The sequence below is a fragment of the Streptomyces sp. Ag82_O1-12 genome, from assembly GCF_900182715.1.
GTDB lineage: Bacteria > Actinomycetota > Actinomycetes > Streptomycetales > Streptomycetaceae > Streptomyces > Streptomyces massasporeus.
Genome location: NZ_FXUW01000001.1, coordinates 1,973,078 through 1,998,552, shown reverse-complemented (window position 1 = coordinate 1,998,552; position 25,475 = coordinate 1,973,078). Strand labels below are relative to the sequence as shown.

At 70.6% G+C, this 25,475-nt stretch carries 20 protein-coding genes; 14 read left to right on the top strand and 6 right to left on the bottom strand.

Translation table 11 applies throughout. The features are described from left to right. The first annotated feature begins 131 nt into the window (after positions 1–131). The 9 genes from QOL88_RS09220 (at position 132) to QOL88_RS09180 (ending at position 11,483) form a co-directional block, all read left to right on the top strand. Positions 132–3,086 (top strand): M14 family metallopeptidase, encoded by a 2,955-nt coding sequence (locus QOL88_RS09220; protein WP_097215962.1) that lies wholly within the window; start codon positions 132–134, stop codon positions 3,084–3,086. Positions 3,087–3,313: 227 nt separating this feature from the next. Continuing rightward, positions 3,314–4,321 (top strand): type I glyceraldehyde-3-phosphate dehydrogenase, encoded by a 1,008-nt coding sequence (gene gap, locus QOL88_RS09215; RefSeq protein ID WP_031108480.1) that lies wholly within the window; start codon positions 3,314–3,316, stop codon positions 4,319–4,321. Between the two features lie 142 nt (positions 4,322–4,463). Further along, the gene (locus QOL88_RS09210) at positions 4,464–5,675 is read left to right on the top strand and encodes a phosphoglycerate kinase (RefSeq protein ID WP_097215961.1); all 1,212 of its coding nucleotides are present in this window, start codon (positions 4,464–4,466) and stop codon (positions 5,673–5,675) included. Between the two features lie 5 nt (positions 5,676–5,680). Then, the gene (tpiA, locus tag QOL88_RS09205) at positions 5,681–6,457 is read left to right on the top strand and encodes a triose-phosphate isomerase (protein ID WP_033310745.1); all 777 of its coding nucleotides are present in this window, start codon (positions 5,681–5,683) and stop codon (positions 6,455–6,457) included. Positions 6,458–6,552: 95 nt separating this feature from the next. Continuing rightward, positions 6,553–6,789: a preprotein translocase subunit SecG gene (gene secG, locus QOL88_RS09200; RefSeq protein WP_031108484.1), complete on the top strand. Its 237-nt coding sequence runs from the start codon at positions 6,553–6,555 to the stop codon at positions 6,787–6,789. 208 nt (positions 6,790–6,997) lie between these two features. Continuing rightward, a complete protein-coding gene (locus QOL88_RS09195; protein WP_003957010.1) occupies positions 6,998–7,333 on the top strand; it encodes an RNA polymerase-binding protein RbpA in 336 nt (111 codons plus the stop codon). 123 nt (positions 7,334–7,456) lie between these two features. After that, positions 7,457–8,755 (top strand): MFS transporter, encoded by a 1,299-nt coding sequence (locus QOL88_RS09190; RefSeq protein WP_373559274.1) that lies wholly within the window; start codon positions 7,457–7,459, stop codon positions 8,753–8,755. A 74-nt stretch (positions 8,756–8,829) separates the two neighbouring features. Continuing rightward, positions 8,830–10,482, top strand: coding sequence for a glucose-6-phosphate isomerase (pgi, locus tag QOL88_RS09185; protein ID WP_097215960.1), 1,653 nt, complete (start codon positions 8,830–8,832; stop codon positions 10,480–10,482). 98 nt (positions 10,483–10,580) lie between these two features. Beyond that, on the top strand, positions 10,581–11,483 hold the full coding sequence (locus QOL88_RS09180; RefSeq protein WP_097215959.1) for a hypothetical protein: 903 nt from the start codon (positions 10,581–10,583) through the stop codon (positions 11,481–11,483). Positions 11,484–11,503: 20 nt separating this feature from the next. Here the strand turns inward: QOL88_RS09180 and QOL88_RS09175 are convergent, their stop codons facing one another. From QOL88_RS09175 to QOL88_RS09165, 3 genes are all read right to left on the bottom strand, one after another. Next, the gene (locus tag QOL88_RS09175) at positions 11,504–13,789 is read right to left on the bottom strand and encodes an ABC transporter permease (protein ID WP_097215958.1); all 2,286 of its coding nucleotides are present in this window, start codon (positions 13,787–13,789) and stop codon (positions 11,504–11,506) included. Between the two features lie 126 nt (positions 13,790–13,915). Next, complete coding sequence (locus tag QOL88_RS09170; protein WP_097215957.1) at positions 13,916–14,674, bottom strand: ABC transporter ATP-binding protein; 759 nt, start codon at positions 14,672–14,674, stop codon at positions 13,916–13,918. Continuing rightward, a complete protein-coding gene (locus QOL88_RS09165) occupies positions 14,671–15,186 on the bottom strand; it encodes a PadR family transcriptional regulator (RefSeq protein ID WP_097215956.1) in 516 nt (171 codons plus the stop codon). The genes QOL88_RS09170 and QOL88_RS09165 overlap by 4 nt, the downstream gene beginning before the upstream one ends. A gap of 122 nt (positions 15,187–15,308) precedes the next feature. Here QOL88_RS09165 and QOL88_RS09160 point away from each other — a divergent pair, with 122 nt between their 5' ends. The 5 genes from QOL88_RS09160 to QOL88_RS09140 all read left to right on the top strand — a co-directional run bounded on the left by QOL88_RS09160 (position 15,309) and on the right by QOL88_RS09140 (position 22,017). Further along, positions 15,309–16,580 (top strand): ABC transporter substrate-binding protein, encoded by a 1,272-nt coding sequence (locus QOL88_RS09160; protein WP_097215955.1) that lies wholly within the window; start codon positions 15,309–15,311, stop codon positions 16,578–16,580. Positions 16,581–16,745: 165 nt separating this feature from the next. Further along, the gene (locus QOL88_RS09155) at positions 16,746–18,401 is read left to right on the top strand and encodes a glycoside hydrolase family 13 protein (protein ID WP_179878812.1); all 1,656 of its coding nucleotides are present in this window, start codon (positions 16,746–16,748) and stop codon (positions 18,399–18,401) included. 80 nt (positions 18,402–18,481) lie between these two features. Next, the gene (locus QOL88_RS09150; RefSeq protein WP_097215953.1) at positions 18,482–19,813 is read left to right on the top strand and encodes an ABC transporter substrate-binding protein; all 1,332 of its coding nucleotides are present in this window, start codon (positions 18,482–18,484) and stop codon (positions 19,811–19,813) included. A 6-nt stretch (positions 19,814–19,819) separates the two neighbouring features. Then, positions 19,820–21,181, top strand: coding sequence for a carbohydrate ABC transporter permease (locus QOL88_RS09145; RefSeq protein ID WP_097215952.1), 1,362 nt, complete (start codon positions 19,820–19,822; stop codon positions 21,179–21,181). Continuing rightward, on the top strand, positions 21,178–22,017 hold the full coding sequence (locus tag QOL88_RS09140; RefSeq protein WP_097215951.1) for a carbohydrate ABC transporter permease: 840 nt from the start codon (positions 21,178–21,180) through the stop codon (positions 22,015–22,017). Before QOL88_RS09145 ends, QOL88_RS09140 begins: the two co-directional genes overlap by 4 nt. 51 nt (positions 22,018–22,068) lie before the next feature. Here the strand turns inward: QOL88_RS09140 and pgl are convergent, their stop codons facing one another. From pgl to zwf, 3 genes are read right to left on the bottom strand one after another with little or no spacing between them, the layout of a single operon-like run. Beyond that, the gene (pgl, locus tag QOL88_RS09135) at positions 22,069–22,854 is read right to left on the bottom strand and encodes a 6-phosphogluconolactonase (protein WP_031107402.1); all 786 of its coding nucleotides are present in this window, start codon (positions 22,852–22,854) and stop codon (positions 22,069–22,071) included. Next, a complete protein-coding gene (gene opcA / locus QOL88_RS09130; protein ID WP_097215950.1) occupies positions 22,851–23,951 on the bottom strand; it encodes a glucose-6-phosphate dehydrogenase assembly protein OpcA in 1,101 nt (366 codons plus the stop codon). The genes pgl and opcA overlap by 4 nt, the downstream gene beginning before the upstream one ends. Continuing rightward, the gene (gene zwf / locus QOL88_RS09125) at positions 23,948–25,471 is read right to left on the bottom strand and encodes a glucose-6-phosphate dehydrogenase (protein WP_097215949.1); all 1,524 of its coding nucleotides are present in this window, start codon (positions 25,469–25,471) and stop codon (positions 23,948–23,950) included. The genes opcA and zwf overlap by 4 nt, the downstream gene beginning before the upstream one ends. Positions 25,472–25,475 lie beyond the last annotated feature (4 nt).

Here is a 25,475-nt window from a genome sequence, read left to right as displayed (position 1 = left end):
CCGGTGCCGGAGCCCACTTGGGTGACCGGCACCGGCTTTTGCGTGTCGCTGAGGCACCCTTGACTCGATCATGGTCTGTCATGAGCCTGGCATCTGTTCGCTGCTGTGGCGGACCCACGCTAGGGGGGTTCATGAGACGAAGAGCGAGATCGATCCTCGCTGTCGGCGCGCTCCTGATCGGCGGAGCGAGCTTCGCGCCCATCGCCCAGGCACAACCGGGGAGTTCGACCCCGTCCGACCCGGACGAAGTCAAAGTCTTCCGCGCCGAGGTCACCCAGAAGCAGGTACCCCTGCTGCTGGCGGCCGGCCAGGACGGCCACGAACTGAGCGAGCGGGTGCCCGAGAAGGGCACCGCGACCGTCGAGGTCTACCTGACGGACCAGCAGGCGAAGAAGCTGGAGAAGCAGGGCGTCGGCCTCACCGAGCACGAACTCTCCACCCGGGCCGAGGCCCGCGTCGAGGACGCCGCAGAGGGCGTGTTCCGCCCGTACAGCGGCAAGGGGGGCCTGCGGGAGGAACTCCTGCGCACCGCCCAGGAGAACCCGGACCTCACCAAGGTCGTCTCCATCGGCAAGACCGTCAAGGGCCAGGACATCCTCGCGCTGAAGCTCACCAAGGGCGCGAAGAAGGCGAAGGACGGCTCCAAGCCCTCCGTCCTCTACATGTCCAACCAGCACGCCCGCGAGTGGATCACGCCGGAGATGACCCGGCGCCTGATGCACCACTACTTGGACAACTACAAGAAGGACCGGCGCGTCAAGAAGATCGTCGACTCCACCGAACTGTGGTTCCTGCTGTCGGCCAACCCCGACGGCTACGACTACACCTTCGCGGACCCGGCCAACCGCCAGTGGCGCAAGAACCTGCGGGACGTCAACGGCGACGGCACCATCACCACCGGCGACGGCGTCGACCTCAACCGCAACTTCGCCTACAAGTGGGGCTACGACGACGAGGGCTCGTCCCCCAACCCCACCAGCCAGACCTACCGCGGTGCGGGCCCGAACTCCGAGCCGGAGACCCAGGCCCTGGACGCCTTCCAGAAGCGCATCGGCTTCACGTACGGCATCAACTACCACTCCGCCGCCGAACTCCTCCTCTACGGGGTCGGCTGGCAGGTGGCCACGCACACTCCCGACGACGTCCTGTACGAGGCGCTCGCCGGGACGCCCGAGGACTCCGCGATCCCCGGCTACCACCCGCAGCTCTCCTCCGAGCTGTACACCACCAACGGTGAGGCCGACGGCCACGCGGCGAACGTCAACGGCCTGGCGATGTTCACCCCCGAGATGTCGACCTGCCAGACCGCCTCGGACCTCGACCCGAACGACGAGTGGAAGGCGTCCGACTGCCAGTCGGTCTTCACCTTCCCGGACGACGAGAAGCTGATCCAGCGGGAGTTCGCCAAGAACGTCCCGTTCGCGCTCTCCGTCGCCGAGTCCGCCGCCCACCCCGACCGGCCGTCCTCGTCGGTCGGCCTGAGCGCCGCCGACTTCACCCCGGCCGCGTTCGCCACGTCGTACTCCCGCGGCGCCGACCAGGAGGTCTCCGTCGTCGTCCGGAAGTCGGTGCGCGACAAGGAGCTCAAGTACCGCGTCAACGGCGGCCGCACCCTGGACATGGCGCTCAAGCCCTGGAAGGGCGGCGAGACCTACGGCGGTGAGGACAACCTCTACTTCGACGAGTACCGGGCGAAGGTCAAGGACGGCGAGCCGGGCGACAAGGTCGAGGTGTGGTTCACCGGCGAGGCGAGGAACGGCAAGAAGCTCTCCAGCCAGCGCTTCACCTACACCGTCGCCGAGCGGCCCCGGGCGAACACCCTCGTCGTCGCCGAGGAAGGCGCGGCCGCCACGCAGGCGCAGACGTACGTGGACGCGCTCAAGGCGAGCGGCCGCAAGGCGATCGTCTGGGACGTCGCCCAGCAGGGCGCGCCGGACGCGCTCGGCGTGCTGAGCCACTTCGACACCGTCGTCCACTACACGGGCGCGAGCGTCCCGGGCAACGCCACCCAGCTCCAGCTGCGGGCCTTCCTCAACGAGGGCGGCCGGCTGATCGAGGCCGGCGAGCAGGCCGGCGGCAACGTCGATCTCGGCGGCGGCGCGCTGTCGAACGACTTCAGCCAGTACTACCTGGGCGCCTACACCCGCACCGCCACCCCCGGGGCCACCGGCTTCACCGGCTCCGGCGAGCTGGGCGGCGTCACCGGCCCCCTGGGCACGGCCCCCGGCAACCCGCTGGACAAGGCCGGCACCTACAGCGTCACCTCGGACGAACTGGGGACCGGCGACTTCCCGCAGTTCGCGAGCAAGGGCGCCGGGCAGTTCGCCGGCACGGTCAACCCCTACGGCCCGTTCGCGGGCTCCTCGATGGCGGCCGCCGTCCACACCGACGACGCCTACAAGCGCCTCACCCGCACCGTGGACCTCACCGGCACCACCGCGGCCGACAGGCCGACCCTGCGCACCCAGCTCCTCTGGGACACCGAGTCCGGCTACGACCACGCCATCGTCGAGGCCCACACCACCGGGGCCGACGACTGGACGACTCTCCCCGAGGCGGGCGGTGCCACCAAGAGCGCGGTGCCGACGGAGTGCCAGGGCGGCTTCTACGTCAACGAGCACCCCTGGCTCAAGCACTACCTGACCGCGGCGGACGACGGCTGCACCGCGACCGGCACCACCGGCGCGTGGAACAGCCTCACCGGCGCCTCGGGCGGCTGGCAGCAGGTGAACTTCGACCTGAGCGCCTACGCCGGCAAGACGGTCGAGATCTCGATCAGCTACGTCACCGACCCGGGCAGCGGCGGGCACGGCGTCCTCGCCGACGACGCCTCGCTCGTCGTCGGCGGCACGGCCAAGGAGACCGAGGGCTTCGAGACCTCGCTCGGCGCCTGGAAGGTCGCCGGACCGCCCGAGGGCAGCCCGGCCGTCCTCAAGGACTGGGCCCGCACCGGCGCCCTGTTCCAGACGTACGGCGCGGTCACCACGGACGACACCGTGCTGCTGGGTTTCGGCCTGGAGCACGTCACCGCACCGGCCGCCCGGACGGCGCTGATGAGGAAGGCGCTCGCTTCCCTCGACGGGTGACGTCCCAGGTCAACGGGACACGCCAGGGGTAGCCAGTTCGAGTGATCCTGCTCTCGGCGGTGGGCGGTCCGTACCCCTACTGGCGGGTACGGACCGCCCTGCCGTGTATGGGGCATCTGGATGTCACCACCAGAGCTCCAGGGAGGTAGGGTCGTAGGCGGTCGGGGACATCCCAAACAGAGCTCGCCGGCACTTCATGGCCGGCGTACCAACGAGGAGATCGGTTCGTGACGATCCGCGTAGGCATCAACGGCTTCGGCCGCATCGGTCGTAACTACTTCCGCGCGCTCCTGGAGCAGGGTGCAGACATCGAGATCGTGGCTGTCAACGACCTGGGTGACACCGCGACCACCGCTCACCTGCTGAAGTACGACACGATCCTGGGCCGCCTCAAGCAGGAGGTCACCCACACCGCCGACACGATCACCGTCGACGGCAAGACGATCAAGGTCCTGGCCGAGCGCAACCCCGCCGACATCCCGTGGGGCGAGCTGGGCGTCGACATCGTCATCGAGTCGACCGGCATCTTCACCAAGAAGGCCGACGCCGAGAAGCACATCGCCGGTGGCGCGAAGAAGGTCCTCATCTCGGCTCCGGCCAAGGACGAGGACGTCACCATCGTGATGGGCGTCAACCAGGACAAGTACGACCCGGCGAACCACCACGTCATCTCCAACGCCTCCTGCACCACCAACTGTGTGGCGCCGATGGCGAAGGTCCTCGACGAGAACTTCGGCATCGTCAAGGGCCTGATGACGACGGTGCACGCGTACACCAACGACCAGCGCATCCTGGACTTCCCGCACAAGGACCTGCGTCGCGCGCGTGCCGCCGCCGAGAACATCATTCCGACCACCACGGGTGCCGCCAAGGCCACCGCGCTGGTCCTGCCGCAGCTCAAGGGCAAGCTGGACGGCATCGCCATGCGCGTCCCGGTCCCGACCGGCTCGGTCACCGACCTGGTTCTCGAGCTGTCCCGCGAGGTCACCAAGGAAGAGGTCAACGCCGCCTTCCAGAAGGCCGCGGAGGGCGAGCTCAAGGGCATCCTCGAGTACACCGAGGACCCGATCGTCTCCTCCGACATCGTGAACGCCCCGGCGTCCTGCACCTTCGACTCCTCCCTGACCATGGTCCAGGAGGGCAAGAGCGTGAAGGTCATCGGCTGGTACGACAACGAGTGGGGCTACTCCAACCGCCTCGTGGACCTTACGGTCTTCGTCGGCAACCAGCTCTGATCAACCCAGTAGGCACGTCCATGTGAGAGCAGGGCTCGGGCGGCGCGAGGACGCGCCGTCCGAGCCCTGACTCACGTACAGATCAGAGCTGTTCGATCACGAGCGCTTACGACCGATCACGAGCTCTTTCAGGAGTCCCCTCATGAAGACGATCGACGAACTCCTCACCGAAGGGGTCGCGGGCAAGCGAGTCTTCGTCCGCGCCGATCTGAACGTGCCGCTGGACGGCACGCGCATCACCGACGACGGCCGTATCCGCGCCGTGCTGCCCACGGTCAAGGCCCTCGCCGACGCGGGTGCCCGGGTCGTCGTCGCCTCCCACCTGGGCCGCCCCAAGGGCGCCCCGGACCCGGCCTTCTCCCTCGCCCCGGCCGCCGCGCGCCTCGGTGAGCTCCTCGGGTCGGACGTGGCCTTCGCGACCGACACGGTCGGCGACTCCGCCCGGACCACCGTCGCCGACCTCGCCGACGGCCAGGTCGCGGTCGTCGAGAATTTGCGCTTCAACGCCGGTGAGACGAGCAAGGACGACGCCGAGCGCGGCGCCTTCGCCGACCAGCTCGCCGCCCTCGCGGACGTCTACGTCGGCGACGGCTTCGGCGCGGTGCACCGAAAGCACGCCTCCGTCTTCGACCTTCCGGCCCGCCTGCCGCACTATGCCGGATACCTCATCGCCACCGAGGTCGGCGTCCTGAAGAAGCTCACCGACGACGTCAAGCGGCCCTACGCCGTGGTCCTCGGCGGCGCCAAGGTGTCCGACAAGCTCGCCGTCATCGACCAGCTGCTCGGCAAGGCCGACCGACTCCTCATCGGCGGCGGCATGGTCTTCACCTTCCTCAAGGCCAAGGGCCACGAGATCGGCTCTTCCCTGGTCCAGGAGGACCAGCTCCCGGTCGTCCTGGAGTACATCGAGCGCGCCGAGAAGAACGGCGTCGAACTGGTCCTGCCGGTGGACGTCGTGGTCGCGCCGGAGTTCCCGGACCTCAAGACCAAGGCCCCGGGCCGGCCCAGCACCGTAGCCGCGGACGCCATGCCGGCCGGGCAGATGGGCCTGGACATCGGCCCCGAGTCCCGCAAGCTGTACGCATCGAAGATCGTCGACGCCGCCACCGTCTTCTGGAACGGCCCCATGGGCGTCTTCGAGCACCCCGATTTCGCCGAGGGCACCAAGGCGGTCGCCCAGGCCCTCCTCGACTCCCAGGCCTTCACGGTGGTCGGCGGTGGCGACTCCGCCGCGGCCGTCCGCATCCTGGGCTTCGACGAGAACGCATTCGGCCACATCTCGACCGGTGGCGGCGCCTCCCTCGAATACCTCGAGGGCAAGACGCTCCCCGGCCTCGCCGCACTGGAGGACTGACCTTAATGAGCACGCGCACGCCGCTGATGGCGGGCAACTGGAAGATGAACCTCAACCACCTCGAGGCCATCGCGCACGTCCAGAAACTCGCCTTCGCCCTGGCCGACAAGGACTACGAGGCCGTCGAGGTCGCCGTCCTGCCGCCCTTCACCGACCTGCGCTCCGTGCAGACCCTGGTCGACGGCGACAAGCTCAAGATCAAGTACGGCGCCCAGGACATCTCGGCGCACGACAGCGGTGCCTTCACCGGTGAGATCTCCGGCCCCATGCTGGCCAAGCTGAAGTGCACGTACGTCGCCATCGGCCACAGCGAGCGCCGGCAGTACCACGCCGAGACCGACGAGCTGGTGAACGCCAAGGTCAAGGCCGCCTACAAGCACGGCCTGACCCCGATCCTGTGCGTCGGCGAGGAACTGGAGGTCCGCGAGGCGGGCAACCACGTCTCCCACACCCTCGCGCAGGTCGAGGGCGGCCTGAAGGACCTCCCCGCCGAGCAGGCCGAGACCGTCGTGATCGCCTACGAGCCCGTCTGGGCCATCGGCACCGGCAAGGTCTGCGGCGCCGAGGACGCCCAGGAGGTCTGCGCGGCGATCCGCGGCAAGATCGCCGAGCTGTACTCGCAGGACCTGGCCGACAAGGTCCGCATCCAGTACGGCGGCTCGGTCAAGGCCGGCAACGTCGCGGAGATCATGGCCCAGGCCGACATCGACGGCGCCCTGGTCGGCGGCGCCTCGCTGGACGCCGACGAGTTCGTCAAGATCGTGCGCTTCCGCGACCAGTGAGTATGCGCTAGCGGCGATCCGTCGTACCCTTGCGGGGTCCAGCTCTGTGCTGGGCCCCGCGTCGTCCATCCGAATCCGAGGAAGTTGGTCCAGCCGTGGTTTTGGGGTTCTCGATCGCCCTGATCGTCTTCAGCCTGCTGCTGATGCTGCTGGTGCTGATGCACAAGGGGAAGGGCGGCGGCCTCTCCGACATGTTCGGCGGCGGCATGCAGTCCTCCGTCGGCGGCTCCTCGGTCGCCGAGCGCAACCTCGACCGGATCACCGTCGTGATCGGTCTGGGATGGTTCGCGTGCATTGTCGTGCTCGGCATCCTGATGAAGGTGAACAACTGACCGAGCCGCAATCCGCACGGAACCCGTACGTAAGGCCCCATGTTCGGTACGCGCAGCTGAGCGCGGCCTATCATGGGGCTTGCGTCTAGGTGTGAGGGTTGTAACTCCAATCACTGGACGCGCGTTGGGCCTTACGTAGACTGAGGCGCTCGCAGCGAAGCGGAACGCCGACTCGCTTCGCGGCACCATCACGCAGGGAGTTACGACCGTGGCAAGTGGCAACGCGATCCGGGGAAGCCGGGTCGGGGCGGGGCCGATGGGCGAGGCCGAGCGCGGCGAGTCCGCGCCGCGGCTGCGCATCTCCTTCTGGTGCTCCAACGGACACGAGACCCAGCCGAGCTTCGCCAGCGACGCGCAGGTGCCCGATACCTGGGACTGTCCCCGCTGCGGCTTTCCGGCAGGCCAGGACCGGGACAACCCCCCGGACCCGCCGCGCACCGAGCCCTACAAGACGCACCTGGCGTATGTGCGGGAGCGGCGCAGCGACGCCGACGGCGAGGCGATCCTCGCCGAGGCGCTCGCCAAACTGCGGGGCGAGATCTAGACGTCGAGACCGGCCGGGCACCAGCAGGTGCCCGGCCGGAGCTGCTCTCGCGGACCGCTCGCGGACCGATTGTCAGTGGTGCCCTCTACGGTTTGTGCATCGGACGAACCATGAGGGGGAGCTGTGGCGACGGGCGAGGTGGGTGGGGATACCTCCCTGCGCGAAAAGCGCGGGGGAGTTCGCGCCCCCGCGTGGCGCGGGGGGTTCGGGCGGCTGTGGAGCGCCGCCGTCCTGTCCAGCTTCGGTGACGCCCTGCGGACGGCGGCACTGCCCCTGCTCGCCGTCACGCTGACCGAGGATCCGCTGCTCATCGCCTCCGTCACGGCCTGCGGCTATCTGCCCTGGATCGTCTTCGGCCTGCTCGGCGGGGCCGTCGCCGACCGGGTGGACCAGCGGCGGGCCATGTGGATGGTGGACGCCCTACGCGGGCTGCTGGTCGCCGCCTTCGCGGTGGCCGTCGCCCTCGGCCACGCCTCGATCGCCCTGCTGATCGTGCTGGCCTTCGCGCTGACCACCCTTCAGACCCTCTTCGACAACGCCGCCACCGCGCTGCTGCCCGCCCTGGTCGACCGGGACGCGCTGGGCAGTGCCAACACCCGGCTGCTGACCGGCCAGCGCATCGCGGGCGGCCTGCTGGGCGGACCGGTCGTGCCGCTGCTGCTGGCCGCCGGGGTGGCGGTGCCGTTCGCGGCGGACGCGGTGACCTTCCTGGTGGCCGCCGCGCTCATCGCCACGCTGCCGGCTGCCGCGGCGGACCGTGAGCCGCGGCCGGCGGGCAGCACACTGCGGCGGGAGATCGCCGAGGGGCTGCGCGTCCTGAGCCGCGACAAGGCCCTGCGCGGACTGTGCACCGCCACCGCCCTGTGCAACATCGGCATGGGTGCCCTTGTCGCCACGCTCGTGATCCTGGTGACCGGCTGGCTCGACGCGGGCAACGCCGGATACGCGGTGGCGATGACCGCGTACACGGTCGGCAGCCTGGCCGGGGGAGCGGCGGGTGGTCGGCTCGCCGCCCGCTTCGGACGGATGCGCCTGGTGCTCGCCGCCGGGACGGCGCAGACCGCCGCCCTCCTTGTCATGGGCTCGGTGCGCAGCATGGTCGCGCTCGTGGCCGCCCTGGCCGTCTTCGGGTTCATGGGGATGGTGTGGAACGTCAACACCACGACGCTGATGCAGCAGCGCTGCCCCGCCGAGCTGCTGGGCCGGGTGAGCTCCGCCTTCCGGACACTCGCGGTCGCGGGCGCACCCCTGGGCGCGCTGCTGGGCGGAGCCGTCGCCGGCGCCTGGGGGGAGAACACCCCCGCGTTGCTGGCGGCCGCCTTCTTCGTTCTGTCCGTCTCCGCGCTGATACCCGCGCGCCGGTCGGACGTACCTGTTGTTGCGCCGGACGACGGCGCGACGACAGGCCACGGCAACCGCTGATCAATTAGGTTGGACCGGCAGCGGGGCAGGTACGCGGCAGCACAGGCAGGCAAGGAAGAAGGCTGAAGTCCCAGATGAACGCAGACGGCCGTACCAGGCTCAACCAGACGCCCGAGTGGACGGCACTGGCCAAGCACCGTGAGGAGCTGGGTGAAGTCCGGCTGCGCGAGCTGTTCGCCGCCGACTCCGGCCGCGGCACCGCGTACACCCTCCGGGTCGGCGACCTGTACGTCGACTACTCCAAGCACCTCGTCACCGACGACACCCTGCGGCTGCTGCGCGAACTGGCCGCCGCCACCGACGTCTTCGGGCTCCGGGACGCCATGTTCCGCGGCGAGAAGATCAACACCACCGAGGACCGGGCCGTGCTGCACACCGCGCTGCGCGCCCCGCGGGACGCGGTGATCGAGGTCGACGGTGAGAACGTGGTGCCGGATGTGCACGCCGTGCTCGACAAGATGGCCGCCTTCGCGGACCGGGTGCGTTCGGGCGAGTGGACCGGCCACACCGGCAAGCGGATCCGGAACATCGTCAACGTCGGCATCGGCGGCTCCGACCTCGGCCCCGCGATGGCGTACGAAGTCCTGCGGGCCTTCACCGACCGCTCGCTGACGGTGCGTTTCGTGTCGAACGTGGACGGCGCCGACCTGCACGAGGCGGTACGGGACCTGGACCCCGCGGAGACGCTGTTCGTCATCGCCTCCAAGACCTTCACCACCATCGAGACGGTCACCAACGCCACGTCGGCGCGTTCCTGGCTGCTGGACACCCTCGCTGGGGGAGAGACCGCTGTCGCCAAGCACTTCGTCGCGTTGTCGACGAACGCCGAGAAGGTCGCCGAGTTCGGCATCGACACGGCCAACATGTTCGAGTTCTGGGACTGGGTCGGCGGCCGCTACTCGTACGACTCCGCGATCGGTCTCGCCCTGATGATCGCGATCGGCCCGGACCGATTCCGGGAGATGCTCGACGGCTTCCGCATCGTCGACGAGCACTTCCGGACCGCGCCCGCCGAGTCCAACGTGCCGCTGCTGCTGGGCCTGCTGGGCATCTGGTACGGCAACTTCCACGACGCCCAGTCGCACGCCGTCCTGCCCTACAGCCACTACCTGTCCAAGTTCACCGCCTACCTCCAGCAGCTCGACATGGAGTCCAACGGCAAGTCGGTGGACCGCGACGGGAACCCGGTGGAGTGGCAGACCGGGCCGGTGGTGTGGGGCACGCCGGGCACCAACGGGCAGCACGCCTACTACCAGTTGATCCACCAGGGCACGAAGATCGTCCCGGCGGACTTCATCGGCTTCGCGCGGCCGGTCGACGAGCTGAGCGAGCAACTGAAGGCGCAGCACGACCTGCTGATGGCCAACTTCTTCGCGCAGACGCAGGCACTCGCGTTCGGCAAGACGCCCGACGAGGTCCGGGCCGAGGGCGCGCCCGAGGAGCTGGTGCCGCACAAGACGTTCCAGGGCAACCACCCGACGACCACGATCCTCGCGCCCGAGCTGACGCCGTCCGTCCTCGGTCAGCTGGTCGCCCTCTACGAGCACAAGGTGTTCGTGCAGGGCGCGGTGTGGAACATCGACTCCTTCGACCAGTGGGGCGTGGAGCTGGGCAAGGTCCTCGCCAAGCGCGTCGAGCCCGCGCTGTCCGAGGGCGCCGAGGTCGAGGGCCTGGACGCCTCCACCAAGGCGCTGGTCGCCACATACCGGGAGCTGCGCGGCCGGTAGCCACGGGCGCCGGACGGGGGGGTGGGCGGCAGCGCGCGCCGTCCGCTTCCCGTAGACTCCCGGGCGATCATCAGGGCGAGTGCTCGGGGGAGCGCGAAGTGGCACGCACACGCGGAAGTTGGACCGGTGGCACGCTGACGGCCCGGTCCCTGCTCAAACCTCAGGACGTGGCGCGGGCGGTGTTCCACCCCGCCTGGATCCCGCAGCCGCTCGACCCGTCCGTGGAGCGCCTGAAGCGGGTCCGTGTCATCGCCGGGGCGGTCACCTCGCTCGGTGTCTACACCTTCGTCGAGGGCGGCTTCGACCTCACGGAGCTGCTGGAGAACGCGATGACGGCCTCGGTCGTCCTGCTCTTCCTCACCCCGCTCACCGTCGGGGCCATGCTCTGGGTGTGGCGGCGTGGCGGCACGGTGCGGCAGGTGCGGACGCCGCTGCTCAGGTCCCTCGCACTGCTGATGCTGTTCGTCGGCTGCGTGGCCGCGGTGCTGCTGCTGGTGCGGACGGTGAACGCGTCCGCGAACGTCGCCGTGATCATCGGGTTCGGCATGACGATGCTGTGGCTGCTCGTCTTCACGGCCTCCGGAGCCGTGCGGGTCTCGGGCAACTTCTTCGGCACGGCCGCCGTCCACCGCTGCCTGCCGCCGCTGCTCGCCATGGTGATCAGCTGGCTGGTGGCCGTCCCGGACCTGGTGACCGGTGATCTGCACGGACTCAGCCTCACCCTCGGCATCGTCTTCATCCTGGGCGCGCCGGTGACGGTCACCGCCATCGCGCTGCTGGAGATGCGACGGCTGAAGCGCCGCTACGGAATCCGGCTGAACGCCCACCCGGCGACCCACCCTCCCGTGCCCGGGCCGGTCCCGCCGATGCCCCCGGCGGGATCGCCGTACCTCCCGCCGCAGGGGAACCCGTACGGTCATCCCTACGCGCCGAATGGGCAGCACCCCTACGCCCCGCACCCGCAGCCGCCGTACAACCCGCAGCACCCGTACGGAGGCTGATCCCCGGGCCGCGCCCGGCGTCAGGCCACCGCGCTCAGCGTGTCCGCGAGGCGCCGCCGGGCCGCCCGGGCCGCGGGGACGGCGGCCAGCACGGCCGCGCAGAGCACCGCTGCCGCCCCGAGCAGCACCATCAGGATCGCGGAGGGGGCTTGGGCGATCCCCGCCCCGATGCCGCTGGACCGGCCCTGGGCGTCGATCAGCCACCGGGCAAGCGGCAGACCGAGGGCGGTGGCGGCGAGGACGGCCGCCAAAGCCGTCAGGCCGGTGGCCGTGACGGTGATCGCCGTGATCTGCCGGGGGGACAGCCCGATGGCCTTCAGGGCCAGCAGGTCCCGTTCGCTCTCGCGGACGGTGCCGCCGATCGCGGTCAGCAGCTCGATGAGCCCGATGAGGGCGAGCACGGCGATCAGCCCGGCGACGACGGCGCGCAGTGGCGAGAGCCCGTCGGCCGGGTTGGTCACCGTGTGCACGTCCAGGTGGCCGCCCCCGGCCTCGGCGAGCCGGCCGGCGACCTCGCGCGGGTCGGCGCCGGGGGCCAGGCGGAGTTCGTAGAGGGTCGGGCGGAGATCCGGGTCGTTCTCGCGGAGGGTGTCGAGGGACGTCGAGATGACCCGGCCGGCGTTCTCCGGCTCGATGCTGCGGCCCACGATGTGCAGGATCTGCGGCTGGTCGCCGACGGTCATCCGGACCCAGTCGCCGACCCGCACGTTCAGCAGGTCGAGGAACCCCTGCCCGGCCACGGCCTCGTCGGCGCCGCGGGCGGGGCGGCCCTCGGCGAGGGTGTACGGGTAGGGGTCCTGGTGGGTGCCGAGGCCGCGCAGCGCGATGGTCGCCGTCTGACTCGCACCCAGGGCCGCCGTCTCGACGCCCGGGTAGGCGGCGGCGACGTCGGGGTCGCGTTCCAGGAGGGAACGGGTCTGCTGTTCACTCAGGCCGGAGTCGTCGGCGCGGACACTGAGCGTGGTGGGCAGGCCGATCCGCTCGGGCTCGCTGTGGAAGCGGTCGAGCGTGGTCCAGGCGCTCATCGCCACGACGATCAGCAGCAGCGGCAGCGTGAGGCGGGCGACCGTGGCCAGGGACCGGGGGCGGCGGGTGAACGCCTTGTGCCAGCCCAGCACGAGCGCGGGCGGGATCCGCACGCCGAGGGCCCGGCGCGCCACTTCGGACAGCCGTCCGCCCGAGGGGGCGGCGGGGCGCGGCACCGGCACCGGCGGCACGCGTCCGGCCCGCCAGGCGGCCAGCCCGGTGGTCGCACCGATGAACAGCACCGCGCCGGCCGGGATCACGAGCAGCGCCACGGTGTGCCCGGGCAGCCCCTGCCACACTCCGACCGCGTCCCCGAGCCGCCCCGGGATCCGGCTGCCCAGGGCCTCGGCGAGACCGGCGGCGGCCAAGGCACCGAGCAGGGCGTAGGCGAGGTGCTGGAGCAGGAAGATCCGGACCACCTGGCCGGGGGTGAAGCCGATGGCCTTCAGGACGGAGAGGTCCCGCAGGTGGCCGCGGATGCGGGTGCCGATCGCCCCGTGCACGGCGAACCCGGCCGCGACCAGCGCGCCCAGCCCGAACAGGCCCAGCACCTGCCCGAGCAGCCGGTTGTCGCCCTGCGCCTCGGCCCGTGCCTGCTGCCAGGTGGAGACCTCGCCGATCGCCCCGGAGCCCAGCACGGTCACCGCGCGCTGGACGACGTAGGACGTGTCGCCCGGATCCGTCAGCCGCAGCCCGATCACCTGGCCACCGGGGTCCGGCACCGCCGACGGCAGTGCCCACACCAGGCCCGGCTGCTCACCGGGCCGGTAGCGCGGCTCGGCGCTGTCGGCGAGGCCCACGACGGTCAGCTCGCGGGCGGTGCCGGGCATGGTGAGGGTGTCGCCGGGCTCGGTCAGCAGGGCACGGGCGAGGCGGCTCTCCAGGACCACGCCGTTCGGGGTGGAGGGGTCCAGCCAGTGCCCGGAGACGATCGGCGGACGGTCGGCGGAGGGCCGTTCCGGGGTGCCGCGCAGCTCGACGGCGGCGCGGCTGCCGCGCGAGGAGACGGTGGTGGCGGCGGTCGGGTAGGGGCCGGTGACGGAGTCCACGCCGGCCAGATCGGCCAGCTTCCCGGTGTCGGCCGCCTTGTCGGTGTGCAGCCACACATGGGCACCGTGCGACTGCGTGAACACACGCTGCCAGGGGTTGGTCGCGTAACCGAACAGGGCCGTGGCCAGCAGCAGGGAGGCGACGATGCCCGCGGTGGCGAGGACGAGGAACAGTGCCTCGCCGCGGTGTGTGCGCAGATCGGAGTGCGCCCAGCGCAGAGTGGCTCGCACGGGCCTCAGCCCCTCGGCCCGCGGGTCACGCGGTCGACGAGGACGCGCCTGTCGGCACGGCCGTGGACGCGCCTCCCGGCACGGTCGTGGACACACAGGCCGGCACAGCCGTCGTGGACGCGCATGTCAGTCCTTGAGTTCCAGCACACCGGATATGCCGGAGCGGCGCGGCGGGGTGGTGCCGCCGTCGAGTTCCGCGTCGTCGGCGATCCGGCCGTCGAAGAAGCTGATCACCCGGTCCGCGGCGCTCGCCAGCCGGGCGTCGTGCGTGACCAGCACGATCGTCTGGCCGCGCTGGTGGAAACGGGACAGCAGCCGCATCACCTCGCGGGTGCCCTTGCTGTCGAGGCTGCCGGCCGGCTCGTCGGCCAGCAGCAGCGGCGGGTGGTTGACCAGGGCACGGGCCAGCGCGACGCGCTGCTGCTCGCCGCCGGACAGCTCGCCCGGCATGCTGCGTTCCTTGCCCGTCAGGCCCAGCTCGGCCAGCAGCGCCTCGCGCTCGGCGCGCGCCTGCTTCGGCGGGGTCCCGGCGAGCAGGGCGGGCAGCTCCACGTTGTCGGCGACGGACAGGTTGGAGACGAGGTTGAAGAACTGGAAGACGATCCCGATCCGCTTCCTGCGCTCCACCGCCCAGCGGGCCTCGCTGTAGGTGGCGGTGGACTCGCCGTCGAGCAGGATGTGCCCCGCGTCCGGACGCTGGAGCCCGCCGAGCAGATGCAGCAGCGTCGACTTGCCGGCGCCGGACGGGCCGGTGATCGCCACGAACTCGCCCTGCCGTACGCACAGGTCGACCCCGCGCACGGCCTGCGCCGGGGCGCCCTCGCCGTGGTGGGTCTTCACCAGCCCCTCGGCGCGCAGCACAGGAGCGGGACGGTTGTCGCTCACTCCAGCTCCTCCAGCTCTTCCTGGCACCGTTCCAGCCAGTCGAGGTCGGCCTGCAGGTGCAGCATCGCGCCCTCGATCAGCAGATGGGCGATGCGGTTGTCGCGGTCTTCGGCGGCGGCCAGCCTCGACATCTGCCGCATGGTGTTCAGGTACTGACGCCGCTGCTGGTTGATCAGGGTGATCTGCTCGGCGAGACCGGTCCGCGGAGCGAGCGCCAGCTTCATGAAGAAGTCGTCCCGTACCCGCGGCTCGTCCTCGGGCTCCTCGAACCAGGCGCGCAGCGCCTCCCGCCCGGCGTCGGTGAGGTGGTAGACCTTTTTGTTGGGCCGGCTGGACTGCGCCACGTCCTCGCCCTCGATCAGTCCCGACTTCTCGAGGCGGCCGAGGGTCACATAGATCTGGCCGACGTTCGGCTGAGGGTACGCGGAGCCCAGCAGTTGCTCAAGGTCCTGCTTGAGCTCGTAGCCGTGGGCGGGTCCGCGGGCGAGGAGTGCCAGGAGGTGCAGGCGCACGCGTGCAGTCCTCCTGTCTGGTCCAATGTGCTCCAGGCCCTAGTATCGCCCATACCTAACAGGTATACATGGCCTCTGATTCCGGGCAAGGGTGCCCAGCGCCGGTGTACAGGGAGGAACCTATGCGGTGGATCCATGCCGCGGGTAGGGGCCTCCTCGTTCTCGTCGTGGTCCTGACCGGCTACGTCGCCGCCGGAGCGCGGGCGGGAGAGCCCTCCGGGAGCAGCCGCGGCCCCCTGACCCTGGCCACCGCCGGAGACCTCACCGGCTACCTCGGCCCCCTGCTCGAAGGCTGGAATCGTACCCACCCCGGCGAGAAGGTCACCCTCGTCGAGCTGCCGGACTCGGCCGACGAGACTCAGGCCCAGATGGTCACCGACCTGCGCGACGGCGACCGCAGCCGCTTCGACGTGCTCAACATCGACGTCAACTGGACCTCGGAGTTCGCGGCGGCGGGCTGGATCAGACCGCTGCCCCGCGACCGCTTCCCCCTGAAGACCTTCCTCCAGCCGGTCGTGGACACGGCGACCTACGACCGGCAGCTCTACGCCGTCCCGTACGTCACCAACGCCGGCCTGCTCCTGTACCGCAAGGACGTCCTGGCCGAGGAGGGCGTCGCGCCGCCGCGCACCTGGGCGGAGCTGGAGCGGTACGCGAAGACCATCGCTCCGAAGCACGGCCTCGACGGCTACGCCGGACAGTTCCTGCCCTACGAGGGCCTCACCGTGAACGCCGCCGAGGCCGTCTACTCGGCGGGCGGCTCGATCCTCGGCGACGAGGGCGAACGCGTCACCGTCGACTCGGCGGCGGCCCGCGAGGGCATCGGGTTCCTGGCGCGCGGAGTGCGCGAGGGCTGGATCCCCAGGGAAGCGCTGACCTACAAGGAAGAAGAGTCCAAACAGGCCTTCCAGGACGGCCGGCTGCTCTTCCTGCGGAACTGGCCGTACGCCTACGTCGGCGCCTCCGCCCCCGGTTCGAAGATCGCCGGGAAGGTCGGCGCGGTCCCCCTGCCCGGGTCCGACGGGCCGGGGACCAGTGTCCTCGGCGGCTCCAACCTGGCCGTCAGCGCGCACGCGCGGCACCCCGACTCGGCGGCCCGTCTGATCGCGTACCTCACCAGTGAGCGCGTCCAGCGCCAGGTCCTCACCCGCGGCGCGCTGCCGCCCGTGCGGGCCGATCTCTACCAGGACCCCGCGCTCATCCGCAGGTTCCCGTACCTGCCGACGCTGCGGACGAGCGTCCTCGCCGCCGAGCCGCGCCCCAAGAGCCCGCGCTACGACCAGGTCAGCCTGGTCGTGCAGGCGGTCGTGCACGACGCGATGGCCGGGCACCAGACGCCCGCCGCCGCGATGCGCCGTCTGGCGCGCGAGCTCGCCGCCATCTCGCGCCGCTAGCCGCCCCCGCGCCGCTCGCTCATCGACCTCCTAGTTACTTGTTAGGTAACGCGGACGTCTCGAAACGCTGAATTTCGCCCTGGTCTGTCCGGATTCAGCCACCACAACCGCTCGGTATCTTCCGCCTTTTCATTGACACCCTCTCGACACGCCTACTTAACATGCATGCATAACCGCTGCCCTCCACAGAGACAGGTCGATGGGTTGAACAGGCACCACTGGTGGCGTGACGCAGTGATCTATCAGGTGTACGTCCGCAGCTTCCTCGACAGCACCGGCGACGGCATCGGCGACCTCGCCGGCGTCCGGGCCGGACTGCCGTACCTCAAGAAGCTCGGCGTCGACGGGATCTGGCTGAGCCCCTTCTACCCCTCGCCGCAGCACGACCACGGCTACGACGTGGCCGACTACTGCGGCGTCGACCCGGTCTTCGGCGACCTCGACGAGTTCGACCGGCTCGTGGGGGCCGCCCGGCGGCACGGCGTCAAGGTGCTGCTCGACATCGTCCCGAACCACTGCTCCAGCGAACACCCCTGGTTCCGCGAGGCGCTCGCGGCGGCTCCCGGCAGCCCGGCCCGGGCCCGCTTCCACTTCGCCGACGGCCGCGGCCCCGGCGGTGACGAGCCGCCCAACAACTGGCACGCGATGTTCGGCGGCCCGGCGTGGAGCCGGGTGACCGAGTCGGACGGGCGTCCCGGTCAGTGGTACCTGCACATGTTCACGCCCGAGCAGCCCGACTGGAACTGGCGCAGCCCGCAGGTCGCAGCCGAGTTCGACCGGGTGCTGCGCTTCTGGCTGGACCGGGGTGTCGACGGCTTCCGCATCGACGTCGCCGCCGGCCTCTACAAGCACCCCGAGCTGCCCGACTCCGACGACCCCGAGGCCGACGCCCGCACCCGCGACTCGGTCAACCCGCTCGCCTGGAACCAGCCGGAGGTGCACGACGTGTGGCGCCGCTGGCGCTCCATATGCGAGGAGTACACCGAGCGCGACGGCAGCGAACGCCTCCTCGTCGGTGAGGTGTCCGTGCCGACCGCCCGCGAGCACGCGCAGTACGTCCGCTCCGACGAACTGCACCAGGCCTTCTTCTTCGACCTGCTGAGCGCCTCCTGGGACGCCGACGCCTTCCGGAAGGTCATCTCGGAGGCCATGCAGGACATCGCCGGGACCGGCTCGACCGTCACCTGGGTCCTCAACAACCACGACCAGGTCCGCACCGTCACCCGCTACGGCGAACCCGCCACCGAGGGCAGCGGCCTCGGCGCCGCCCGCGCCCGCGCCGCCGCGCTGCTCATGCTGGCCCTGCCCGGTGCCGCCTACATCTACCAGGGCGAGGAGCTGGGGCTGCCGGAGGTCGTGGACCTGCCCGACGACGTGCTCACCGACCCGATCTTCCGCCGCACCGGCAGCAGGGCCCGCATCCGCGACGGCTGCCGGGTCCCGCTGCCCTGGTCGGGCCAGGCCTCGCCGTTCGGCTTCACCCCGGGCGTGGAGAGCGCCAAGCCGTGGCTGCCGCAGCCGGAGTACTTCGCCGAGTACGCCACCGACCGTGCCCTCGCCGACACCCGCTCCTTCTGGCACCTGTACCGCGACGGCCTCCAACTGCGAGGCACCCTGCCGCAGCTGGGCGAGGGAACCCTGCGCTGGCTGGACGCCTCGCCCGGCGTCCTGGCCTTCGAACGCGGCGACCTGGTCTGCGCCGTCAACTTCGGCACCGCCCCCACCCCCGCGCCGGTCTCCGGCACCCCCCTGCTCGCCAGCGGCCCCTGCCCGCCCGGAGTGCTCTCCGGCTCGACGGCCGCCTGGTGGATCCGTTCCTGAACACCCGAAAGCGACCTCCGCGTAAGCAACGTCCGCGCGAGCGAACTTCCGCAAGCGAACCCTCCGAAGGGACATCAACGATGATGCGACGACGTACCACCCTGCTCACCGGCTGCACCGGCATCCTTGGCGGACTGGCGCTCGGCGCGACCGCCTGCGGCGGCGGCCCCGTCTCGGCCGGCGGCGGCGACAAGGCGCTCAGCGGCCAGTCGGTCACCGTGGCCGGTGTCTGGTCCGGCACCGAGCAGAAGAACTTCCAGAAGGTGCTCGACGCCTTCACCGAGAAGACCGGCGCCAAGACGCAGTTCACGTCCACCGGCGACAACGTCTCCACCGTCGTCGGCAGCAAGATCGAGGGCGGCAACGCCCCCGACGTCGTGATGGTCCCGCAGGTCGGCGTGCTCAAGCAGTTCGCACAGAAGGGCTGGCTCAAGCCGCTGTCGAAGAAGACCGAGGAGGCCGTGGACGCCGGGTACGCCCCCGTGTGGAAGAAGTACGGCAGCGTCGACGGCACCTTCTACGGCCTGTACTTCAAGGCCGCCCACAAGTCGACCGTCTGGTACAGCCCCGACGCCCTCGAACAGGCCGGCGTGAAGCCCCCGAAGTCCTACGACGAGATGCTGAAGGCCGGGCAGACCGTGTCCGACTCCGGCCTCGCCGCGTTCTCCGTCGCCGGAGAGGACGGCTGGACCCTCACCGACTGGTTCGAGAACGTCTACCTCTCACAGGCCGGACCCGAGAAGTACGACGCCCTCGCCGCCCACAAGCTGAAGTGGACCGACGCGTCCGTCGTCGACGCCCTCACCACCCTCGGCAAGCTCTTCAAGGACAAGCAGCTCATCGCCGGCGGCCAGAAGGGCGCCCTGAACACCGACTTCCCCGGCTCGGTGGAGAAGGTGTTCGGCCCCGAACCCGAGGCCGGCATGGTCTACGAGGGCGACTTCGTCGCCGGTGTCGCCAAGGACCAGTTCGGCAAGAAGGTCGGCCAGGACGCGAACTTCTTCCCGTTCCCGGCGGTCGGCGGCGGCGAGGCACCGGTCGTCAGCGGCGGTGACGCCGCCGTCGTCCTCAAGGACGGCAAGAACCAGAAGGCCGCCCAGGCCCTTCTGGAGTACCTGTCGACCCCCGAGGCCTCCGCGGTGTGGGCCGAGGCCGGCGGCTTCCTCTCCCCGAACAAGAAGGTCGACCTCGCCTCCTACGGCGACGACGTCACCCGCGCCACCGCCAAGTCCCTCGTCGGGGCCGGGGACTCGGTCCGCTTCGACATGTCCGACCAGGCCCCGGCGGCCTTCGGCGGCACGAAGGGCACCGGCGAGTGGAAGCTCCTCCAGGACTTCCTGCGCGACCCGTCCGACCCGAAGGGCACCGCGGCGAAGCTGGAGGCCGCGGCGGCCAAGGCGTACCAGGACTGATACGCCATGACAGCGACCCTCGTGAAAGACACGAGCACCCCACCGCCCGGCCCGGTCGCCGACCGCACCCGGCGACTGCGCCGGCGCGGGAAGATCATCGCCCTGCTGTTCGTGCTCCCCGCGCTGCTGCTGCTCGGCGCGCTCGTCGTCTACCCCGTGCTGTTCAGCATCGGCCGCAGCTTCTTCGACGCCTCCGGGACGAGCTTCGTCGGCGGCGACAACTACGCCGAGATGTTCCGCGACCCGGCGACCCTCAAGGCCGTCCGCAACACGGCCATCTGGGTCGTCATCGCCCCGGCCCTGCTCACCGGCCTCGGGCTGATCCTCGCCGTACTGGTGGAGAAGGTCCGCTGGGCCACGGCCTTCAAACTGCTCCTCTTCATGCCGATGGCGGTCTCCTTCCTCGCCGCGGGCATCATCTTCCGGCTCGCCTACGACGAGGACCCCGACAAGGGCGTGCTCAACGCCGCGGTCGTCTCCGTCCACGACGCCTTCAAGGAAGAGTCCTCCTACCCGACGGCCCGGGCGCGTGACGCCCAGGGCCTGACGAAGGACAAGGACGGCTCGTACCGCACGAGCACGAGCGTGGCGCCCGGGGACGCGGTGGCGCTGGGCCTGGTCGGAGTGCAGCCCGTCGACCTGCCGGGCGGGGCCGAGCCGGCGTACGCGGCGGCGGGGCGCAAGGCCGCCGCCGACGAACTGCGCGGTGTCGTCTACCTGGACTTCACGCCCGGCGGCGGAGGGGAGCAGGGGAAGGTCGACCGGAGGGAGAGCGGACTGCCGGAGATGAAGGTCGAGGCGGTCCGCGACGGCGAGACGATCGCCGCGACCACCACGGCCGCCGACGGTTCCTTCCGCTTCGAGGGCCTCGCATCGGGCTCCTACGAGGTGAGACTGCCGTCGTCGAACTTCGCCCAGCCCTACGAGGGCGTCTCCTGGCTGGGCCCGGCGCTGGTCACCCCGGCGATCATCGGCGCGTACCTGTGGATCTGGACCGGCTTCGCCATGGTGCTGATCGGGGCGGGTCTGTCGACGCTGCCGCGGGACGCCCTGGAGGCGGCGCGGATGGACGGCGCCAACGAGTGGCAGATCTTCCGGCGGATCACCGTGCCGCTGCTGGCACCGGTGCTGTCGGTCGTCTTCATCACCCTCGTCATCAACGTGATGAAGGTCTTCGACCTCGTCTACATCATCGCGCCCGGTCCCGTGCAGGAGGACGCGACCGTCCTCGCGACGCAGATGTGGCTGGTGTCGTTCGGCGGCGGCAACAACCAGGGGCTCGGCAGCGCGCTCGGCGTGCTCCTGCTGCTGCTGGTCGTCCCGGCCATGGTGTTCAACGTCCGCCGTTTCCGAAGGAGTCAGCGATGAACGCGGTTCGGCGCGGATTGGGCAACGGGGTCGTTCAGGCCTTCCTCGTGGTGGTCGGGCTGGTCTGGATGACGCCCCTGGCCGGACTGTTCCTGTCCTCGCTGCGGTCCGCCGAGGACACGGCGAAGGGCGGCTGGTGGACGGTGTTCTCCAGCCCCGGGCAGCTGTCCTTCGACAACTACTCGTCGCTGCTCGGGAACGCCGGGATCACGCAGGCGTTCTGGAACACGGTGCTGATATCGGTGCCGACGACCGTGCTGGTCGTGGTCGTCGCGGCACTCGCGGGGTACGCCTTCGCGTGGCTGGACTTCCCCGGGCGGGAGGCGATCTTCCTGGTCGTGGTCGCGCTGCTGGTGGTGCCCGTGCAGATCGGCCTGCTGCCGGTCGCCAAACTCTTCGGGCAGCTCGGCCTGTTCGGCACGATCCCCGGCGTCGTTCTCTTCCACGTGGCCTACGGCCTGCCGTTCGCGGTGTTCCTGCTCCGCAACTACTTCGCCGAGATGCCGAAGGAGATGCTGGAGGCCGCGCGCATGGACGGCGGCAGCGAGTGGCGCATCTTCACGCGGCTCGTCCTGCCCGTGGGGCGGCCCGCGATCGCCTCCCTGGCCATCTTCCAGTTCCTGTGGGTGTGGAACGACATGCTGGTGGCGCTGCTGTTCGCGGACAGCGCGTCCCAGCCGCTGACCGTGGAACTCCAGTCCCAGATACGCCAGTTCGGAAGCAACATCGACGTCCTGGCGCCGGGGGCGTTCGTGTCCTTGGTCGTCCCGGTGGTCGTGTTCTTCGCCTTCCAACGGCACTTCGTGCAGGGCGTGATGGCGGGGTCGGTCAAGTAGCGCATGCGTTTCGGGCCCCCACTTCGTCACGAAGCGGGGGCCCGAAGACGTTCACGCCGAAGCCGGCGGATACAAGGAACGCGGCAGTTGCGACGCCGCCGCCCCGTCCAGGAGCCACAGGGTCCGGCTCCTGCCGTACGCCCCCGCCGCAGGAGCCTGGATCTCTCCCGCTCCCGACAGGGCGATCGCCGCCGCCTGGGCCTTGTCCTCGCCCGCGGCCAGCAGCCATACCTCCCGCGCCGCCCGGATCGCCGGCAGCGTCAGCGTCACCCGGGTCGGTGGCGGCTTGGGTGCGCCGTGGACGCCGACCACCGTGCGGTCGGTCTCCCTGACCGCCGGCAGCTCCGGGAACAGCGACGCGACATGCGTGTCCGGTCCGACGCCCAGCATCAGCACGTCGAACGTGGGCACGGGCCCGTGGTTCTCCGGGCCCGCCGCCGCTGCCAGTTCCTCCGCGTACGCGGCGGCCGCCGCGTCCACGTCGGTGCCGTGCGGCCCGTCCGACGCGGGCATCGCGTGCACCCGCTTCGGATCGAGCGGCACCGAATCGAGGAGAGCCTCCCTCGCCTGGGTGACGTTGCGCTCGGGGTCACCCTCGGGCAGGAACCGCTCGTCGCCCCACCAGAGGTCGAGCCGGCTCCAGTCGATCGCGTCCCGGGCGGGCGCCGCGGCCAGCGCGGCCAGCAGGCCGTTGCCGTTGCGGCCGCCCGTCAGGACCACGGACGCCGAGCCCCGGGAGGCCTGCGCGTCCACGATCCTGGTGATCAGCCGCGCCGCCGCGGCCTGCGCCATCAGCTCCTTGTCGCGGTGCACGACCAGCTGCGGTGCCGTACTCACTTCTTCGTCGCCTTCCGTACCGGTTCCAGCTCGGGCGGTTCCCGCCTCACCGGTGCCTGCGCCGTCGCTGCCGCAGCGGGTGCTTTCGCAGCCCTTTCAACGGGAGCGGGGAGGGCGAGTCCTGCTCGCCCCTCACTTTTGGGCACCGACGACACCGACGGCACCGAGGACGAGGACTTCAGCCGGTCCACCCCGTACCGCAGCGCGGACGCGTACGTGTCGTCCGGGTCCAGCCGCCGCAGCTCCTCCGCCATCAGCTCGGCGGTCTCCCGGCGCTTGAGCGCCACCGCCCGGTCCGGCTGGCCCTCGATGGAGAGCGTCGCCAGGGAGCCGTCGGCGCGGTCCAGCTTGATCGGGCCGCAGTTGGTGTCCATCCGGACCGCCGTCAGGCCGGGCCCGCTGGACAGCGACCGCTTCACGGGGACGTCCAGCCGGTCCGCGAGCCACATCGCCAGCAGCTCACAGCTCGGGTTGAACTCCTCGCCCTCCACCTCGACGGTCCGCACCTCGCAGGTGACCTGGTCGAGGGCCGCCGCCAGCATGGAGCGCCAGGGCGTGATGCGGGTCCAGGACAGGTCCGTGTCACCGGGGGTGTAGGCCCGGGACCGGGTGGCCAGGTCCCGTACCGGCTGCTCGGAGGCGTACGTGTCGGTGACGCGGCGCTGGGCGAGGGCACCCAGGGGGTCCTTCGCCGGGTCGAGCGGCGCGTTCACCGGCCACCACACCACCACCGGGGCGTCCGGGAGCAGCAGCGGCAGCACCACCGACTGGGCGTGGTCGACGACCTCGCCGTACAGCCGGAGCACCACCGTCTCGCCGGAGCCGGCGTCCGCGCCGACCCGGACCTCCGCGTCGAGGCGGGACTGCGTACGGTCACGCGGTGAGCGGGAGACGCGCTTGATGACCACGAGCGTGCGTGCGGGATGCTCGTGCGAGGCGTCGTTCGCGGCCTTCAGCGCGTCGTAGGCGTTCTCCTCGTCCGTCACGATGACCAGCGTGAGCACCATGCCCACCGCCGGGGTACCGATCGCCCGGCGGCCCTGCACCAGCGCCTTGTTGACCTTGCTGGCGGTGGTGTCCGTGAGGTCTATCTTCATGGCCGGCGCCAGCTCCGTCCGTGTCGCTCGAGCATTTCGTCCGCCTCGACGGGCCCCCAGGTACCGGCCTGGTACTGGGCGGGCTTGCCGTTCTTGTCCCAGTACTGCTCGATCGGGTCGAGGATCTCCCAGGACAGCTCGACCTCCTCGGTACGCGGGAAGAGGTTGGAGTCACCGAGCAGAACGTCCAGGATCAGACGCTCGTACGCCTCCGGGCTGGACTCCGTGAAGGACTCGCCGTAGGCGAAGTCCATCGACACGTCCCGGATCTCCATCGAGGTGCCCGGCACCTTCGAGCCGAAGCGGACCGTGACGCCCTCGTCCGGCTGGACGCGGATGACGATCGCGTTGGAGCCGAGCTCCTCGGTGGCCGTGGAGTCGAAGGGGGAGTGCGGAGCCCGCTGGAAGACGACGGCGATCTCCGTCACGCGGCGGCCCAGCCGCTTGCCGGTGCGCAGGTAGAAGGGGACGCCCGCCCAGCGGCGGTTGTCGATCTCCAGCTTGATCGCGGCGTAGGTGTCCGTCTTCGAGGAGGCGTTGATGCCGTCCTCCTCGAGGTAGCCGATCACCTTCGCGCCGCCCTGCCAGCCCGCGGAGTACTGGCCGCGCACGGTGTCCCGGCCCATGTCCTTCGGTAGCCGCACGGCGCCGAGCACCTTGGTCTTCTCGGCGGCCAGCGCGTCCGCGTCGAAGGAGGCCGGCTCCTCCATGGCCGTGAGGGCCATGAGCTGGAGCAGGTGGTTCTGGATGACGTCACGGGCGGCGCCGATGCCGTCGTAGTAGCCGGCCCGGCCGCCGATGCCGATGTCCTCGGCCATGGTGATCTGCACATGGTCCACGAAGGACCGGTTCCAGATCGGCTCGAACATCGTGTTGGCGAAGCGCAGCGCCAGGATGTTCTGGACGGTCTCCTTGCCCAGGTAGTGGTCGATGCGGAAGACCTGGTCCGGGGCGAAGACCTCGTGGACGACCTTGTTGAGCTCCTCCGCCGAGGCGAGGTCGTGGCCGAACGGCTTCTCGATGACCGCGCGCCGCCAGGAGCCGCCCGTCTGGTCGGCCAGCTGGTGCTTCTTCAGCTGCTGGATGACCACCGGGAAGGCCGACGGCGGCACGGACAGGTAGAAGGCGAAGTTGCCGCCCGTGCCCTGTGCCTTGTCGAGCTCGTCGATCGTGGAGCGCAGCCGCTCGAACGCGTCGTCGTCGTCGAACGTGCCCTGCACGAAGCGCATGCCCTGGATGAGCTGCTGCCAGACCTCCTCGCGGAAGGGCGTGCGGGCGTGCTCCTTGACCGCGTCGTGCACTACCTGCGCGAAGTCCTCGTGCGCCCACTCACGGCGGGCGAAGCCCACCAGCGAGAAGCCCGGAGGCAACAGACCCCGGTTGGCGAGGTCGTACACGGCGGGCATGAGCTTCTTGCGGGACAGGTCTCCCGTGACGCCGAAGATGACCAGGCCCGACGGCCCCGCGATACGCGGGAGCCGTCGGTCCGCGGGGTCACGCAGCGGGTTGCTGCTCGACACCTGT